16 protein-coding genes are annotated in these 15264 nt (G+C 59.2%); 12 read left to right on the top strand and 4 right to left on the bottom strand.

All coding sequences use genetic code 11. From position 1 onward, the window contains the following. Positions 1-17: 17 nt before the first annotated feature. From tsaB to A6U98_RS05510, 8 genes are all read left to right on the top strand, one after another. A complete protein-coding gene (gene tsaB / locus A6U98_RS05545; RefSeq protein WP_064648435.1) occupies positions 18-680 on the top strand; it encodes a tRNA (adenosine(37)-N6)-threonylcarbamoyltransferase complex dimerization subunit type 1 TsaB in 663 nt (220 codons plus the stop codon). Then, entirely contained in the window at positions 677-1177 is a 501-nt protein-coding gene (locus A6U98_RS05540; protein ID WP_184499196.1) for an N-acetyltransferase, read from the top strand. Before tsaB ends, A6U98_RS05540 begins: the two co-directional genes overlap by 4 nt. An 82-nt stretch (positions 1178-1259) precedes the next feature. Further along, on the top strand, positions 1260-1688 hold the full coding sequence (locus tag A6U98_RS05535) for a Fur family transcriptional regulator (RefSeq protein WP_003544875.1): 429 nt from the start codon (positions 1260-1262) through the stop codon (positions 1686-1688). A 27-nt stretch (positions 1689-1715) separates the two neighbouring features. After that, positions 1716-2513 (top strand): 1-acyl-sn-glycerol-3-phosphate acyltransferase, encoded by a 798-nt coding sequence (locus A6U98_RS05530; protein ID WP_064648433.1) that lies wholly within the window; start codon positions 1716-1718, stop codon positions 2511-2513. A gap of 49 nt (positions 2514-2562) precedes the next feature. Beyond that, entirely contained in the window at positions 2563-3984 is a 1422-nt protein-coding gene (gene miaB / locus A6U98_RS05525) for a tRNA (N6-isopentenyl adenosine(37)-C2)-methylthiotransferase MiaB (protein ID WP_064648432.1), read from the top strand. Between the two features lie 18 nt (positions 3985-4002). Continuing rightward, a complete protein-coding gene (locus A6U98_RS05520) occupies positions 4003-5052 on the top strand; it encodes a PhoH family protein (protein ID WP_003544862.1) in 1050 nt (349 codons plus the stop codon). Further along, positions 5052-5567, top strand: coding sequence for an rRNA maturation RNase YbeY (gene ybeY, locus A6U98_RS05515; RefSeq protein WP_029873916.1), 516 nt, complete (start codon positions 5052-5054; stop codon positions 5565-5567). Before A6U98_RS05520 ends, ybeY begins: the two co-directional genes overlap by 1 nt. Continuing rightward, positions 5564-6709, top strand: a complete 1146-nt coding sequence (locus A6U98_RS05510) for a hemolysin family protein (RefSeq protein WP_064648431.1) — start codon at positions 5564-5566, stop codon at positions 6707-6709. The genes ybeY and A6U98_RS05510 overlap by 4 nt, the downstream gene beginning before the upstream one ends. Positions 6710-6992: 283 nt before the next feature. On the opposite strand, the gene A6U98_RS05500 is transcribed toward A6U98_RS05510, so the two are convergent. From A6U98_RS05500 to A6U98_RS05490, 3 genes are all read right to left on the bottom strand, one after another. Continuing rightward, a complete protein-coding gene (locus A6U98_RS05500; protein WP_064648429.1) occupies positions 6993-7283 on the bottom strand; it encodes a chorismate mutase in 291 nt (96 codons plus the stop codon). Positions 7284-7399: 116 nt separating this feature from the next. Beyond that, positions 7400-7849 carry a carboxymuconolactone decarboxylase family protein gene (locus A6U98_RS05495; RefSeq protein ID WP_064648703.1) on the bottom strand — a complete coding sequence of 150 codons (450 nt, stop codon included), beginning with the start codon at positions 7847-7849 and terminating at the stop codon, positions 7400-7402. A 211-nt stretch (positions 7850-8060) separates the two neighbouring features. Further along, positions 8061-9482, bottom strand: a complete 1422-nt coding sequence (locus A6U98_RS05490) for a PLP-dependent aminotransferase family protein (protein ID WP_064648428.1) — start codon at positions 9480-9482, stop codon at positions 8061-8063. A gap of 226 nt (positions 9483-9708) precedes the next feature. Between A6U98_RS05490 and A6U98_RS05485 the strand changes: the two genes are divergently transcribed. The 4 genes from A6U98_RS05485 (at position 9709) to A6U98_RS05470 (ending at position 13867) form a co-directional block, all read left to right on the top strand. Next, positions 9709-10344 (top strand): NAD(P)H-dependent oxidoreductase, encoded by a 636-nt coding sequence (locus A6U98_RS05485; protein WP_064648427.1) that lies wholly within the window; start codon positions 9709-9711, stop codon positions 10342-10344. Positions 10345-10496: 152 nt separating this feature from the next. Beyond that, positions 10497-12218: an acetamidase/formamidase family protein gene (locus A6U98_RS05480; protein WP_245304484.1), complete on the top strand. Its 1722-nt coding sequence runs from the start codon at positions 10497-10499 to the stop codon at positions 12216-12218. 2 nt (positions 12219-12220) lie between these two features. Beyond that, the gene (locus A6U98_RS05475) at positions 12221-12814 is read left to right on the top strand and encodes a hypothetical protein (protein ID WP_245304483.1); all 594 of its coding nucleotides are present in this window, start codon (positions 12221-12223) and stop codon (positions 12812-12814) included. Between the two features lie 60 nt (positions 12815-12874). Then, positions 12875-13867 (top strand): nitrilase-related carbon-nitrogen hydrolase, encoded by a 993-nt coding sequence (locus tag A6U98_RS05470; protein ID WP_064648425.1) that lies wholly within the window; start codon positions 12875-12877, stop codon positions 13865-13867. Here the strand turns inward: A6U98_RS05470 and A6U98_RS05465 are convergent. Further along, on the bottom strand, positions 13839-15242 hold the full coding sequence (locus A6U98_RS05465) for an adenylate/guanylate cyclase domain-containing protein (protein ID WP_245304482.1): 1404 nt from the start codon (positions 15240-15242) through the stop codon (positions 13839-13841). The genes A6U98_RS05470 and A6U98_RS05465 overlap by 29 nt on opposite strands. Between the last annotated feature and the right edge of the window lie 22 nt (positions 15243-15264).

The following is a 15264-nucleotide window of genomic DNA, read 5'->3' as shown; positions in this document are numbered from 1 at the left end:
ATTCGGAAATTGATGGCATGATCATTCTGGCGCTCGACACGGCGGGTGTGGACTGCGCTGCCGCTGTCTATGACAGCGGCAGGGATACGGTGCTGGGGGAGGCATCGGACATGATCGGCAAGGGGCATGCTGAACATCTGATTGGTATCGTCGATCGCGCACTCGATCAGGCGGGATTGGCCCTTTCTCAAATCGACCGCCTTGCCGTCACCATCGGTCCCGGCTCCTTTACCGGTATCCGCGTCGGTGTTGCCGCAGCCCGCGGTTTTGCGCTCTCCCTTAATGTGCCGGCCGTCGGTATCACCACGCTCGAAGTCATGGCATCAGCCCAGCGCGACAAGACGCCTCATCGCGCTGTGTTGGCGGCGATGGATGCCAAGCGCGACGAGATCTATCTCCAGTCCTTCGCAGCCGACGGTTCGTCCCTCGATGCGCCACGGGCAGTCAGCGTTGCGGAAGCGCAGGCTTTTGCTGCCGGCTTCGACGGCGAGATCACCGGTTCGGCGACGCCCCTTCTGAAGGCCGACGCCGGCGGCGATCACACCAACAGATTCCCGATCTCCATCGTGGCGCGCCTGGGCGCTGCCGCCTCCCCCGATGCCGGAAAGCCGAAGCCCCTTTATCTGCGCGGACCCGATGCCAAGCCGCAGGCCGGGTACGCGATTGCCCGACGAGTATGACGATGCTGGAAGCCTATCTGACACTGAAACCGGAATTCGAGATCATCGCCATGGAGCGCGAGGATTGCCGCGATGTCGCCGTCCTGCACGGCGAACGCTTCGCCCGGCCCTGGGGCGACGGTGAATTTCACGGCCTGCTGATGCAGGACACCGTCTTCGGCTTCGTCGCGCGCCAGACAAATGCCTTCCTGAAAAAGCCGCTTCCGGGGTTCATTCTCGCCCGCCATGTCGCCGGCGAGGCGGAGATCCTGACCATTGCCGTGCAGGCGAAGGTCGCCCGGGCCGGACTTGGCTGGCGGCTGATGCAGGCGGCGATGCGGGAAGCGCGCTCGCGCGGCGGCGAGAGCATGTTTCTCGAGGTCGACAACGGCAATACGGCAGCGCTTGGCCTCTACCGCAAGCTCGGCTTCGAAAAGGTCGGCGAACGTCAGGGTTACTACAGACAAGAAAACGGCGCCCTCTCCACGGCGCTTGTCATGAAGCGCGTTCTTCGGTAGTTCCCTGGCAGCGAGATAACATGCAGGCTGGCGCAAATGCCGTGCGGCGTTGTCGAAACACGAATATCTCTATAGGCCGGCGATGACTGATGTAGCCAAGACCCTTGAGGAGCTTTGCACCGAACGCGGCATGCGCATGACCGAGCAGCGCCGCGTGATCGCGCGCATCCTGGAAGATTCGGAAGACCATCCCGATGTCGAAGAACTCTACCGCCGCTCGGTGAAAGTCGATGCGAAGATCTCGATCTCGACCGTCTATCGCACCGTGAAACTGTTCGAGGATGCCGGCATCATCGCCCGGCACGACTTCCGCGACGGGCGCTCGCGCTACGAAACGGTGCCGGAAGAACATCACGACCATCTCATCGACCTGAAGACCGGCACGGTCATCGAATTCCGCTCGCCGGAGATCGAGGCGCTGCAGGAGCGCATCGCCCGCGAGCACGGCTTCCGGCTGGTCGACCACCGCCTCGAGCTCTACGGCGTTCCGCTGAAGAAAGAAGATCTCTGAAGCAATGGCAGCCCGGGAGACCCGCATTTGATCGCCTGGCTGCGCATCGCCTTCGCCGCGGTCGTCATCCTTGCCGTCAGCATCGTGCTCATGCCGCTGCAGGTACTGGCGCTGCGGTTCGACTGGCGGCTGCGCCGCCGGCTTCCGCGCACTTGGCACCGGATCGTCTGCTATTGCCTCGGCATCCGCGTCCGCGTGAGCGGCAAGCTGGAAGATCGCCGACCGCTGATGCTCTGTTCCAACCATTCCTCCTGGCTTGATATCATGGTGATGTCGGCCGTTGCCGACGTCGTCTTCATTGCCAAGATCGAGGTCAGCGACTGGCCGATCTTCGGCACGCTCGCCAAGCTGCAGAAGAGCGTCTTCGTCGTGCGCGAGGAGCGGCGCAAGACCGGCCATCAGGCAAACGAGATCGCCGGGCGCATGGCCGACGGTGAGATCGTCGTGCTCTTCCCCGAGGGCACGACCTCGGACGGCAACCGGCTGCTCGAGGTCAAGTCCTCGCTGTTCGGCGCCGCCGCGATGGCCGTGCCTTATTCGCCGACGGGAACGGTCGTGGTGCAGCCGGTGGCGGTTGCCTATACCAGGGTGCACGGCATCGCAATGGGGCGCTATCACCGGCCGCTCGCCGCCTGGCCGGGTGATATCGAGCTGCTGCCGCACCTCCTCGACATCGTGCGCTGCGGCGCCATCGACGCCGAAGTTTCCTTCGGCGATGCGGTGGATTACCGCGCCGAGACCAGCCGCAAGGAGGTGAGCGCGACGATCGCCTTGCGCATCCGCAACCTGCTGAACAGCCGCCTGCGCGGGCGGGAAATCTCCTAAAACAAGATTTCGATTTTCTCCGGCGGCAAAAACCACTAAATAGCGCGCCATGACACAGGACAGCGCCCTTCTTCAGGCCCCCGAGGCAATTCCCAGCGACAGCCTCCGCGACGGCAGCAACAGCCGCAAGGTCTTCATCAAGACCTATGGCTGTCAGATGAACGTCTACGATTCCATGCGCATGAGCGATGCGCTCGCCCGCGACGGCTATGAGCCGACCGAAGATATGGAAGAGGCGGACCTCGTTCTCCTCAACACCTGCCATATCCGCGAGAAGGCGGCCGAGAAGGTCTATTCGGCGCTCGGGCGGCTGCGCGAGATGAAAAAGAAGAAAGCGGCTGATGGACGGGAGATGATGATCGGCGTTGCCGGCTGCGTCGCCCAGGCCGAAGGCGAGGAGATCCTGCGCCGCGCACCCGCCGTCGACGTCGTCATCGGCCCGCAGACCTATCATCGCCTGCCGGAAGCGCTGCTTCGGGCCAAACAAGGCCAGCGCGTCGTCGATACCGAATATGCGATCGAGGACAAGTTCGAGCATCTGCCGATCGCCGAGAGCCGAAGGATCCGCGCCCGCGGCGTCACCGCCTTCCTGACGGTACAGGAGGGCTGCGACAAGTTCTGCACCTTCTGTGTCGTGCCCTATACACGCGGCTCGGAAGTGTCGCGGCCGGTTTCCCAGATCGTCGAGGAAGCCGAAAAGCTCGCCGACAGCGGAGTGCGCGAGATCACCCTGCTCGGGCAGAACGTCAATGCCTGGCACGGCGCCGGGCCGCAGGGCGAGGCGTGGAGCCTCGGCGACCTGCTTTACCGGCTGGCCGAGATCCCCGGCCTGGCACGGCTGCGCTATACCACAAGCCATCCGCGCGACATGGACGACCGCCTGATCAATGCCCATCGCGACCTGAGCGCACTGATGCCCTATCTGCACCTGCCGGTGCAATCGGGCTCGGATCGCATCCTGAAAGCGATGAACCGGCGTCACACGGCGGCCGAATATCTGGCGCTGATCGAGCGCATTCGCACGGTGCGGCCGGACATTGCCCTGTCGGGCGATTTCATCACCGGCTTTCCGGGGGAGACAGATGAGGATTTTAAGGATACATTGAGACTTGTGGAGGAGGTCCGTTATGCACAGGCCTTCTCGTTCAAATACTCGACACGGCCGGGCACGCCCGGTGCGGAGCTGAAGGACCAGGTGCCGGAAGAGATCAAGGCAGAACGGCTGGAACGCCTGCAAATGCTTCTCCTGAAGCAGCAGCAGGAATTTGCCGAATCCTGCATCGGCAAAGAGATCGACCTGTTGCTCGAAAAGCCCGGTCGCATGCCGGAACAGCTAATCGGACGCTCTCCCTGGCTTCAATCCGTGAATGTTGATGCAAAAGCATCGCAAATCGGTGACATTATTAAAGTGCGAATCACAGGGACCGGAACAAACAGCCTGTTTGCGGAACGCGCAGAGGCTGCGGTCTAACCCAAGGAGCCCGACCGCTTGAACGGACAAGAATTGGTTTCTTCTTCACCGCGCCACCCCCGCACGCCGAGCGATACCAATCACTTCGTCCTGACGTTCGAGAACAACCGGTTCGCCAGCGAGCTCTTCGGTCAATTCGACCAGAACCTCAAGCTGCTCGAGCAACGGCTGAACATCGATGCGCGGGCACGCGGCAATTCGGTCGTTATCACCGGCGATATCGTGACCACCAACCAGGCGCGGCGCACGCTCGACTATCTCTATGAAAAACTTCAGAAAGGCGGCAGCGTGGAACGATCCGACGTCGAGGGTGCAATCCGCATGGCGGTCGCCGCCGACGATCAGCTCAGCCTGCCGACCATGGAACGCAAGGCCAAGCTGACGATGGCGCAGGTTTCCACCCGCAAGAAGACGATCATCGCCCGCACGCCAACCCAGGACGCCTATATCAGGGCGCTGGAACGCGCCGAGCTTGTCTTCGGCGTCGGCCCGGCCGGCACCGGCAAGACCTATCTCGCGGTTGCCCATGCCGCCCAGCTGCTGGAGCGCGGCGCGGTCGAAAAGATCATCCTGTCGCGCCCGGCCGTCGAAGCCGGCGAACGCCTCGGCTTCCTGCCCGGGGACATGAAGGAAAAGGTCGATCCCTATCTTCGCCCGCTTTATGATGCGCTCTACGACATGATCCCTGCCGACAAGGTCGACCGGGCGATCACCGCCGGCGTCATCGAAATCGCGCCGCTCGCCTTCATGCGCGGCCGCACACTTGCCAATGCCGCCATCATCCTCGACGAAGCGCAGAATACGACGTCGATGCAGATGAAGATGTTCCTGACGCGTCTCGGCGAGAATGCACGGATGATCGTCACCGGCGACCCGAGCCAGATCGATCTGCCGCGCGGCGTCAAATCCGGCCTCGTCGAGGCCCTGCAGCTTCTGAACGGTGTCGAAGGCATCTCGATCGTGCGCTTCACGGATACCGACGTCGTCCGCCACCCGCTGGTCGGGCGCATCGTCAGGGCCTATGATTCCACCTATGCCGTCGCCGAAGACGTCAGCCGGCAGGGCTAATGGCCGAACTCGACATCCAGATCAGCGTCGAGGACATCGGCTGGCCCGGCGAGGAGACGCTGCTGTCGTTTTGCGAACGTGTGCTCGGCGCAGCAGTGGTCTATCTCCGCGACAGCGAGAAGCAGCCCTTCCCCACGATGCCGCCCGAGGTTTCGCTTGTTTTCACCGACGATGCCTCGATCCAGGACATCAACGCCGAATGGCGCGGCAAGGACAAGGCGACCAACGTGCTCTCCTTTCCGGCCTTTCCGGTTCAACCCGGCAAGATGCCCGGCCCGATGCTCGGCGACATCATCATCGCCCGGGAGACGCTGGAGCGGGAAGCGGCCGAGCTCGAAAAGAGTTTCGACGACCACCTGACCCATCTTCTGGTGCACGGTTTCTTGCATCTTCTGGGCTACGACCATATGAATAGTGCCGAAGCCGAAATTATGGAGGGGTTGGAGACTCGCATTTTGGCGCAGCTCGGCCTATCTGATCCCTACGAGGGTCAAGACCTTAAAATGGAACCATGAGCGACTTTACGACGAAGCCGGCGGCAGACGCCAAGGACTCCGAGCCATCCTCCTCTTCGGACGAGGCAGGCAGTAGTAGTCGGCCATCCGGCCGATCACAATCCTTCTGGTCGCGCGCCGCGCGCATCCTTCGCCCGCAGCAGGGCTCGCGACTGCGCGAGGATCTCGCCGACGCGCTGATGACCGATGCGGCTGGCGACGACGCCTTTTCGCCCGACGAACGGGCGATGCTCAACAACATCCTGCGCTTTCGCGAGGTGCGCGTCGCCGACGTGATGGTGCCGCGCGCCGATATCGAGGCGGTCGACCAGAACATCACCATCGGCGAGCTGATGATCCTCTTCGAGGAATCCGGCCGCTCGCGCATGCCCGTCTATGCCGATACGCTCGACGATCCGCGTGGCATGGTGCATATCCGCGACCTGCTCTCCTATGTCGCCAAGCAGGCGCGCAACAAGCGCCGTGGCCCGACGAAACCCGCCGCTGTCGTGCCGGCGATCGAGGTTGCGCCCGAAAACATCCAGAAGACCACGCGTTCGGCCAAGCAGAATTTCGATCTCGCCCGCGTCGACCTGCAAAAGACGCTGGCCGAAGCCGGCATCATCCGCAAGATCCTGTTCGTGCCGCCGTCGATGCTGGCGTCCGACCTGTTGCGCCGAATGCAGGTGAACCGCACGCAGATGGCGCTCGTCATCGACGAATATGGCGGAACCGACGGGCTTGCCTCGCATGAGGACATCGTCGAAATGGTGGTCGGCGACATCGACGACGAACATGATGACGAAGAGGTGATGTTCAAGCGCGTCGCCGAGGACATGTTCATCGCCGACGCCCGCGTCGAGCTGGAAGAGATCGCCCAAGCGATCGGGCCGGATTTCGACATCAGCGAGCAAGTCGACGAGGTCGATACGCTGGGCGGCCTGATCTTCTCGGCACTCGGCCGCATCCCGGTGCGCGGCGAGGTCGTCCAGGCGCTGCCGGGCTTCGAATTCCACATCCTCGACGCCGATCCGCGCCGCATCAAGCGGCTGCGCATCACCCGCAAGCGCCACGCGATCCGCCGCCGCGCCAAGACGGATGGCGACGCTGCTCCCGGCTCCGAGGCCGGCGACGACCGGCCGGCGAAATCGACCGCTAACTGACAGAAGGGCGCGATCCGGGATGTTGGAGAAGCGCTGGGCCTGCCCGAGGCCGTGATCAAGGCTTGTCCTTTGGTGTCTGGGCGTGGTTTGAAGCCGGCGGCGAGAAGCCGGTCGAGAAATTGCACGCGGCCGCTTCAGGTCTGGCTTACGGTGAGCCTCAAGCGAAAAGCCTGACTAATTATCGAATATCGAAACCCGTCAGCATCATCGAGATCATCTTGGTGGGGAGCATACTGTCCTTTCAGACACCGAACGAGACCTTCTAAGAGCGCTGCGTCGCGATCTACCTTGCCGCGGCTGCCCGATGGTGTCGGATCACTTCGTTGATCGTGAAGGTCAGAAATTTCTCGGCAAAGTCAGGGTCTAAACCCGATGTCGATGCGAGTGAGCGCAGTCTTTGGATCTGTGATTGTTCGCGCTCGGGATCAGAGGCGGGGAGGCCTTGCCTAGCCTTGAGCGCCCCAATCGCCTTTGTACAACGGAAACGTTCAGCCAGCATATGCATCAACGCGGCGTCAATGTTGTCTATCGAGGCACGCAAGGCGAGGAGCTCGGGCGGAAAAGTCGATGTCATCGGGGGTACCCTTTAGTTGTGGTCACGTCTGTTTGTCGCGACACTGTCGCGCAAAATCCAAGGCACATTTGGCCAATGGATGCGTTGGCAAAATCTGAACAACCGGCGAGGCTGCTTCAAGCTTTTCCAGAGAGCGTCGAGCGGAACGCCATCCCGATTCGATTCAGAGCGTTCATCAGGGCAATCGCATATGTCAGGTCCGCTAGTTCCTTGTTGCTGAATTCGACAGCAGCAGCCTCATAATCGCTATCAGGAACGCCGGTTTCGGCGACACGTGTAACGGTTTCCGCCCACGCCAGCGCGCTTCGTTCGCGGGCGTTGAATAGGTGACCAGCGTTTCGCCATACGGGCACTTGCCCGAGCTTTTCAACGGTCAGGCCTAACTCCAGGAGACTGCGGGAATGTACGTCGACGTAAAGCGCACTGCGATTCATTTGCGAAACTCGTAGATAAACCAGATTGAACAGTTGCTTGGGAAGGTCGCTCTTCTCAACAGCGGCGCGAACGCCCGCGAAGGCGTTGAAACCGTCAGGGGAAGCACTGGCACAATCAATGCGATCCGCCATGAAGAAATCCATGTTGCGACTGTAGGACGGATCATGTCCAATCTCGCACCAGTCGAGAAGGGCCATGAAGCAACTTGCGCACTGGGCCATGCAATCCTTGATGGACACTACCGGCAAAAGGCGATCGTTTCTTTTTGAAGGAGCGGCCCTTGGAGCTGCCGCTGACGGCAAGATCGCGCCCTGCCGCACAATAGTTCTGAAAATTCACTATTCACATGAGTTGCAATATCCGCTTTGCGAGGTGCTCCGCCACGCTTTGGCTCCCAATGTTCGTAAAGTTGACGAGCAGGGCCGCTGGCGCTTCCGAAAGCATCGTCCAATCGGCCAAGGCCTCGGCGTAGAGTCCGCTTTCTCGCATACGCGCTGAAAGCAAGCGGTCTGATTGCTGGTTTTTCAGCTGGAGAATCAAGTGCATCCCACCTGGTTGGGAGGCAATGCTCATGTGCTTTCCAAGGACCGTCTCGAGGCCTATCGCCGTTGCTTTCCTGCGCTGAGCATAAAGTTTTCGCATCCGTTGGATATGGCGCGCGACGTGCCCCTCTTTGATGAACGCGGTGACGATGGCTTGTGTAAGCTCAGGACTCCCTCCCGCTAAAGTTTGGCTGATATGCTCAAACCGCTCGACCAGATCTTCCGGGACGACAAGATAAGCTAGTCGAAGACCCGGAAAGAGAACCTTGCTGAAGGTGCCGGAATAGAGGACACGCCCATTGCGATCCAAGCTCTTTAGCGCGGGCAGCGGACGACTAACGTAGCGGTACTCGCCGTCATAGTCGTCCTCGATAATCCAAGACTTACTTTTCGCGGCCCAGTCCAGGAGCGCTAATCGCCGCGGCAAAATCAAAGACATGCCCAGTGGACTTTGGTGTGCGGGCGTCACAACGGCTGCAACAGCGCCATGGGCCGCCTTCAAGCCATCGGATATCACCATCCCGTCTTGATCCACTCGCACCGGGACGGTCGTGATTTGCATGTGTCTGAATATCTCTCTCGTTGGCGGATACCCCGGATCCTCAAGCCAGACGTGGTCTCCTGCCTTCAACAAAGTGTCGGCGATCAGTTCTATGGTGTGGCGATAGCCTGATGTTATGAATACCTGAGAAGGCGAGCAGCCAATTCCTCGCGAAACCTGCAGGTAAGTTGCGATCTCCGTTCGCAGTGCGGGTAGACCATATATTGGAGGATGGACCATATCAGACGGCTGCATAGCGCGGACGCATCCCGCGCCCAGCCGCGCCCAGATCTTCCGAGGAAATGCATCGAGGGCTGGCAAGCCCATCTGGAACGGCAAAATGGAATCAGGACGAAAACTAACCTCCGCTGCATTGCCTATTTGCTGCAGGGCTGGGACAGGATCAGGCGTGAGCGTACTGAGGCCCGGTGTTACAACGGTACCTGCTTGACCGTGTGATTCGATGTAGCCCTCGGCTGCGAGCAAAGAATATGCCGATTCGATCGTACCTCTTGCCAAACCGAGTTCTTTTGTCAGCGCCCGCGCCGAGGGTATCCGGTCCCCGGGTTTCAAAAGGCCCGACGCAATGGCGGCGCGGAACCGATCGTAGATTTGCCGATAGAAAGGCACGCCTGCGTTCGGATCTAGTGGCGGGAAGTCGTTGCTCTTCGCGACGGTCATGGGCCAGTCGTCATTTCAGCTTCGCTGCAAAGATCTGTACCATATCGTCCAGTGAACCGACAGCATGAAGGTCACTGATCTTGCGACTTGAGTGTCGTAAGCGCCGGTCCCTGCAACGGCGTTGATGGTCCAGATTCGTTTACCGTTCTTGGACCTTGGGTCTGCTTTGACCGGCCTGTACGCTCATTAATGCGGCCGGTGCCGCGCAAGATCAGGAGTGGATCCAATGAGAGTGCTTCATGTCAGCTGCAGTCCTCGCGGGGAAGCATCCGAGAGCTATCGACTCTCACAACAGATCATCAGCCAGTTGCGGCAGAGCGATCCCGACGCAACGGTAATCGACCGTGTGATTGGCCAAGGCGCCATCCCGCCGATCGACGAGGATTACGCGGTTTCCCAAGGCTCCTCCAAAGACGTGTCTCAACTCGGATCCATGGCCAAGTCTGAGGAGTTGATATTGGAGCTGGAAACTGCGGACGTCGTGGTCATTTCTACGCCAATGCATAATTTGACGCTCCCCGCGACCTTGAAGTTGTGGATCGATCATATCGTTCGAACGCGGAGGACCTTCAATATCGCCAAGTTCGGAAAGGTCGGGACGCTACAGGATCGCCCCGTCTTCGTCGCCATCTCCTCGGGCGGTCGATTCTCCGGTGAGCACCCGCAACAACCCGACTTTCTCACGCCATACCTAACAGCAATCCTAGGCATGATCGGCCTACATAACGTAGCGATATTCTCGGTCCAAGGAACAGGCTCGCACGTCAATGAGCTTGCTTCAATAAGACGCAACACGGATCAATTGGTCCGGGAACATTTTGCCTCTTTCCATCCCGATCTGATCGCGGTGCCAACTTACTGATCGACAATGGTGGGTCGGCTAAAACTCGCAGGGTCAACTTTCAGCGCTGTCGACTTCGATCGTTATCGCGCCAAGCTTGCCAAATCTGACAACAACTCGTTCGTCAGCGACCTTCAGCCAACGCCCAACTTGAACCGCGGCGGTGGCGGCCCATGGGAGGCAATGTCTTCATTCAGAACGACTATCTGAGCCTTTCGCAGCTGGCAGGTGGGTTGCGGGACATGCCCTGGCCTGCCGAGGCTGCGTGCGAAAGAGTACGTGATGGCCCTGGTGTGACGCAACGCACTCATGGACTAATAATGAAGTCTAATCATGGTCCTTCTATCAACATCTCGATGCTAATAAAACAGAAGAAGATCGTCGCTGCATATGCGGCACGCTCTTTTCGCCAACATGTCAAAGCATCGACGAACCTATCGCGAAATAAACCTCGAATTCGCGGGGATATATTTTTGCGTGCTGCGTTCCTCGTCTCTAAATGGAAGGAAATTGCCATGAACAGCCGTATCGACTATCGAAAGACTTCAGCTGCGGTTTCCAGAAATTTCAACGGGTTTCAGGAGCCCTCGCAAAAGATCAGCAAGTGGGCTGCGGTTCCTCGCATCCCAGCACACTGCGTAAGGTCAAAATTTGCATGTGCTGCACCTGCAGTTGCGATGTTCCTTGTTGGCAGCGGTGCCTTCGCGGACACCAGTGACGTCAAGGGGCCAAAGCCGGTAATCGTCGCGAAGTCGGGCGAACATTGCAAGGATGATCCAAACTGCTTTAACCGAATTCACTACGCGGTTAAGCCGGTTGCCCGTGTGAAGCCCGGCCAGAAATTCATTCTCGAGACCCGTGATGGGCTGGATTCCGACCTTGATTTTTCGTCGACCGCGGAGGACGTCGCGGCCGTCGACCTGAACCGCTGCCACCCCCTGACGGGCCCCGTCTATATTGAAGGGGCCAAGAAGGGCGATTCGATTGCCGTGACAGTGGTGGACATCGAGCCTGACGAATTCGGGACGACCACGGTCGTTCCGGGATTTGGTTTCCTGAGAGATATGTTCACCGATCCATACATTGTTCACTGGGATCTGAACCGCCTGGAAGCACGCTCCAAAGACATGCCCGGCATCTCGGTACCAAACAACTCCTTCATGGGTACCATTGGTGTGCTTCCAGACAAGGAAGAACTTCAAAAATGGCTTAAGCGCGAGCAGGAGCTTGCCGATGCAGGAGGTGCGGTGCTGACTCCGCAGCCAGTTGAAGCGCTGCCAGCAGATCTCTGTGGCGTCGATGGCACAGCAAAGTCCGAATGCCTACGCACCGTTCCACCGCGTGAGAACGGAGGGAATGTTGACGCCAGGGAAACAATTGTCGGTACGACGATATTGTTGCCATGCTTCATCGACGGTTGTGGCCTGTTTGCCGGTGACGTCCACTTTGCGATGGGCGGCGGCGAGGTGGCCGGAACCGCCATCGAGACCGGTGGTAGGGTGACACTCGAAGCCCAGGTCAGACGAGGTGGCGCCAAGCTTCAGACCACAATGCATTTCGAAGGCGGTTCACAGCTCAAGCAGCTTGCGCCATCGAGTTTCTACGCGATCTCAGGTCTCCCGGTTAAGAGTGAAGGCGAACTGCCTGTTTTTGAGACCTACCTTGGCGGTGAGAAGATTGCTCCGCTCGCAAACCTCTCGGAGGATCTCACGCTAGCAGCGCGAAACGCCACGCTCAACATGATCGATTTTCTGGTCAAGACCAAGGGACTCACCCGTGAGCAGGCGTACGTTCTGACCAGTGTCGCTGTCGACCTAAACATAGCGCAGGTCGTCGACTACCCCAATGTGGGGGTTACGGCGATCTTGAATCGCGACGTGTTCAAGGAGCAATGATCATGCAACGCCGCACCCTATTGACCTTAGGCACGGGCTTAGCCGTTTCAGTGCTTACGGGGTTCCGTCCGGCGGCTACGACCACCGAGACACACCACAGGCCCGCCGGACTTTGGTTCGTCGATATGGAACCCGACGGCTTGACGCGGACTTACCGCCGGTACCGCCTTCTGCTCGTCGGCCAGAGAGACGACGCAGTAGCGAGTGACCTGTCGGAATCGGCAGTAGAGGTGCTGGAGCGTTTTCTGCCTGCTTCGCGCGCAAGACTGATCCGCGCCGCTGACACACGGCGCGTCGGGGTCCTCATCGGCACACGTCAGCAGGATATCGCCATCATGACGAGGGAGAGCGCCGAGGCGCTCTTCGCCGCCGCCCCCCCCTTCGCCGATATCCGCAATCTGCCATTAAGGCTCATCGTGTCGTTCGACAGCCACGTGCTGGTGAGCCGAACGGATTTTCCGGACAGTCATGCCTACGCCGTCGCGCAAACACTGACCGAGCACAAAAACCTACTGCCGAGACCTGCCGTCGCACCCGACGGGCTGATCCCCGTGCACCGAGGAGCTCACGCTTATTTTACGGGCGAAACCATCTGACAATCGTGACGACGTGAGCATCACACCTCGTGTGATCATGAAACAGAATTGAGGTTGGCAATGACAATCGTAAAGGCCGCCGCGGTCCAGATCAGTCCCTCGCTTTACAGCCGTGAAGAAACGGTCGACAAAGTCGTCGCCAAGATCGCCGACCTTGGTGACAAGGGGGTTCAGTTCGCGACCTTTCCCGAAACGGTCGTCCCGTATTACCCGTATTTCTCCTTCGTCCAGTCCGCCTATGATTTGCGGACAGGAAAAGAGCACCTGCGATTGCTGGATCAATCGGTCACCATCCCATCTGACACCACACGCGCCATCGCTGAAGCCTGTAAGCGAGCGAGGGTGGTCGTTTCCATAGGGGTTAATGAACGTGACGCGGGCACGATCTACAATACCCAGTTGCTGTTTGATGCCGATGGTACTTTGTTGCAGCGACGCCGCAAGATTTCACCGACCTTCCATGAAAGGATGATCTGGGGATATGGCGACGGGTCTGGCCTTCGGGCTGTCGACAGCGCGGTGGGACGTATCGGCCAACTCGCATGCTGGGAGCATTACAATCCGCTTGCGCGCTTCGCGCTCATGGCTGATGGCGAGCAAATTCACTCGGCAATGTATCCCGGTTCGTTTGGGGGAGATCTGTTTTCCGAACAGATGGCTGTCAACATCCGGCAGCACGCGCTGGAATCCGGTTGTTTCGTCGTCAATGCAACAGCCTGGCTCGACCCGCAGCAACAGGCACAGGTCATGGAAGACACCGGCTGCAGTATTGGTCCGATTTCCAGCGGCTGCTTTACCGCGATTGTCGCACCGGACGGCAGCTTGATCGGGGAACCATTGCGCTCAGGCGAAGGCATAGTGATTGCTGATCTCGACTTCACCCTGATCGACAAACGCAAACAGCTGATGGATTCACGCGGACATTATAGCCGGCCCGAACTGCTCAGTCTGTTGATCGATCGTACGCCGACAGTTCACGTGCATGAACGCATCACGCCGTCCGTGCCGACGAATACCGCCGAGGTCACTGAAGGAGGTCCTGCGTTGGTCTGATTGCTGCATCAGCTTCGACCTTCGGAACTTGATCGTTGAAGTCTCTCACCGCCGGCTTATGAAAGGATACCACGATGACCGACAGCAGCGGAATTAGCGTGGTTCGCACCCCGGTTTGGATCGAGCATATTCGCATCCTTCCGGAATGAGGCACGTCGATCGTCAGTTTGCGATCCAACTCTGGGCCTTGAAAGAGCTCAACGGGTCTTTCGAAACCCTTCAATTGGCGATGCCCGATGGGAAGGCGCTCACAACCAGTGTGTGCTTCCACAAATGAACGCGACATCAGCAACTGGCGACTTTCCTCGCTGCAAACATGTTGTATCCGGTTCACCAGATTGACGTCTGGTCCGATCAACGTGAAATCAAGACGGCCGCCGGACCCGATGTTTCCATAGTTGACGATGCCATAGTGCAGCGCGATGCCAACATCCATCTTGATACCGGTGGCTTCTGCCGTTCGGGTCGAGATTTCTATCGCGGCGTTATAAGCGGACGCTGCCGCCCATTCGGCGCTATACGCCGGGAAGAAGGCCAAAACTGCATCTCCCATGAACTTGGCGACTTCACCACCGTTGCCTGTAATCGACGGTACGACCCTATCGTAGTAACAATTGACGAATTGCATGACCTCCTGGGGTAGCAGGCGGTTGGAAAGTTTGGTGAAACCCCGCAGGTCGCAAAGCAGCAGCGCCGCGTCGATGGACTCAACCTCGCCTTGCCGTATGTGGCCAGCCCGAACACGTTGCGCCGTGTAGGGGCCGATGTACGTATCAAGCATGGTGTTCCCCACTTTTCGAAGCGTCAGCAGTTCACAGACGTTACGAAGCGCCGGCGAAACGCGCTGAATGATTTGGCGCTCAATGTCGGTAAAGCCGGTCGGTTTTTGCGTTGCAAAAGAGGCGGTGCTAACCGGGCCGTCGGAATTGCAGAGAGGTGAGACGATCAATTGCTCGAGGTTGCGATCCGCGAAGGTCCTCAGACACTGCCAGCTTGCTCCGACGCCGCTACGACCGACCACGACGGTTCTTCTCGTCCGCATTGCGTGAGATATTGCACTATCCATGAACGCCAGGCTAATGGTCCCGTGTTGGCGATCCTCGATATCGACGGGTTCTCCCTCCGTCCAGGCAATGCTCCTACCGAAATATTCCGGATGCAGCGTTATAAGGTAGAGTGCCAATCGGTCGACTGGAACTCCAATTGCTCGAAGTCGGCAGCCCAGTCCTGAAATGACCCCTGCTTCATCCAGCGCATGGCATTCGTCTCCGGCCAGCCAATCGATAATCGGCGAAGCCGAGGCGACCTCGGCGCCATGCACCAGTTTGTCCGTGCCCCGAGCAGCAACGGTATTATTCTCCACGGGTAGAAGCATGTTACGGTCCTTGTTGTGAAAC

It is taken from the genome of Rhizobium sp. WYCCWR10014, from assembly GCF_001657485.1.
Taxonomy (GTDB): Bacteria; Pseudomonadota; Alphaproteobacteria; order Rhizobiales; family Rhizobiaceae; genus Rhizobium.
This window is presented reverse-complemented; position numbering and strand designations above follow the sequence as displayed.

What these genes read in the sequence shown, in the direction of transcription:
- tsaB (WP_064648435.1), top strand. Translation starts at nt 18, where the DNA reads ATGATCATTCTGGCGCTCGACACGGCGGGTGTGGACTGCGCTGCCGCT.
- A6U98_RS05540 (WP_184499196.1), top strand. Translation starts at nt 677, where the DNA reads ATGACGATGCTGGAAGCCTATCTGACACTGAAACCGGAATTCGAGATC.
- A6U98_RS05535 (WP_003544875.1), top strand. Translation starts at nt 1,260, where the DNA reads ATGACTGATGTAGCCAAGACCCTTGAGGAGCTTTGCACCGAACGCGGC.
- miaB (WP_064648432.1), top strand. Translation starts at nt 2,563, where the DNA reads ATGACACAGGACAGCGCCCTTCTTCAGGCCCCCGAGGCAATTCCCAGC.
- ybeY (WP_029873916.1), top strand. Translation starts at nt 5,052, where the DNA reads ATGGCCGAACTCGACATCCAGATCAGCGTCGAGGACATCGGCTGGCCC.
- A6U98_RS05510 (WP_064648431.1), top strand. Translation starts at nt 5,564, where the DNA reads ATGAGCGACTTTACGACGAAGCCGGCGGCAGACGCCAAGGACTCCGAG.
- A6U98_RS05500 (WP_064648429.1), bottom strand. Translation starts at nt 7,283, where the DNA reads ATGACATCGACTTTTCCGCCCGAGCTCCTCGCCTTGCGTGCCTCGATA.
- A6U98_RS05495 (WP_064648703.1), bottom strand. Translation starts at nt 7,849, where the DNA reads ATGGCGGATCGCATTGATTGTGCCAGTGCTTCCCCTGACGGTTTCAAC.
- A6U98_RS05490 (WP_064648428.1), bottom strand. Translation starts at nt 9,482, where the DNA reads ATGACCGTCGCGAAGAGCAACGACTTCCCGCCACTAGATCCGAACGCA.
- A6U98_RS05485 (WP_064648427.1), top strand. Translation starts at nt 9,709, where the DNA reads ATGAGAGTGCTTCATGTCAGCTGCAGTCCTCGCGGGGAAGCATCCGAG.
- A6U98_RS05480 (WP_245304484.1), top strand. Translation starts at nt 10,497, where the DNA reads ATGGGAGGCAATGTCTTCATTCAGAACGACTATCTGAGCCTTTCGCAG.
- A6U98_RS05475 (WP_245304483.1), top strand. Translation starts at nt 12,221, where the DNA reads ATGCAACGCCGCACCCTATTGACCTTAGGCACGGGCTTAGCCGTTTCA.
- A6U98_RS05470 (WP_064648425.1), top strand. Translation starts at nt 12,875, where the DNA reads ATGACAATCGTAAAGGCCGCCGCGGTCCAGATCAGTCCCTCGCTTTAC.
- A6U98_RS05465 (WP_245304482.1), bottom strand. Translation starts at nt 15,242, where the DNA reads ATGCTTCTACCCGTGGAGAATAATACCGTTGCTGCTCGGGGCACGGAC.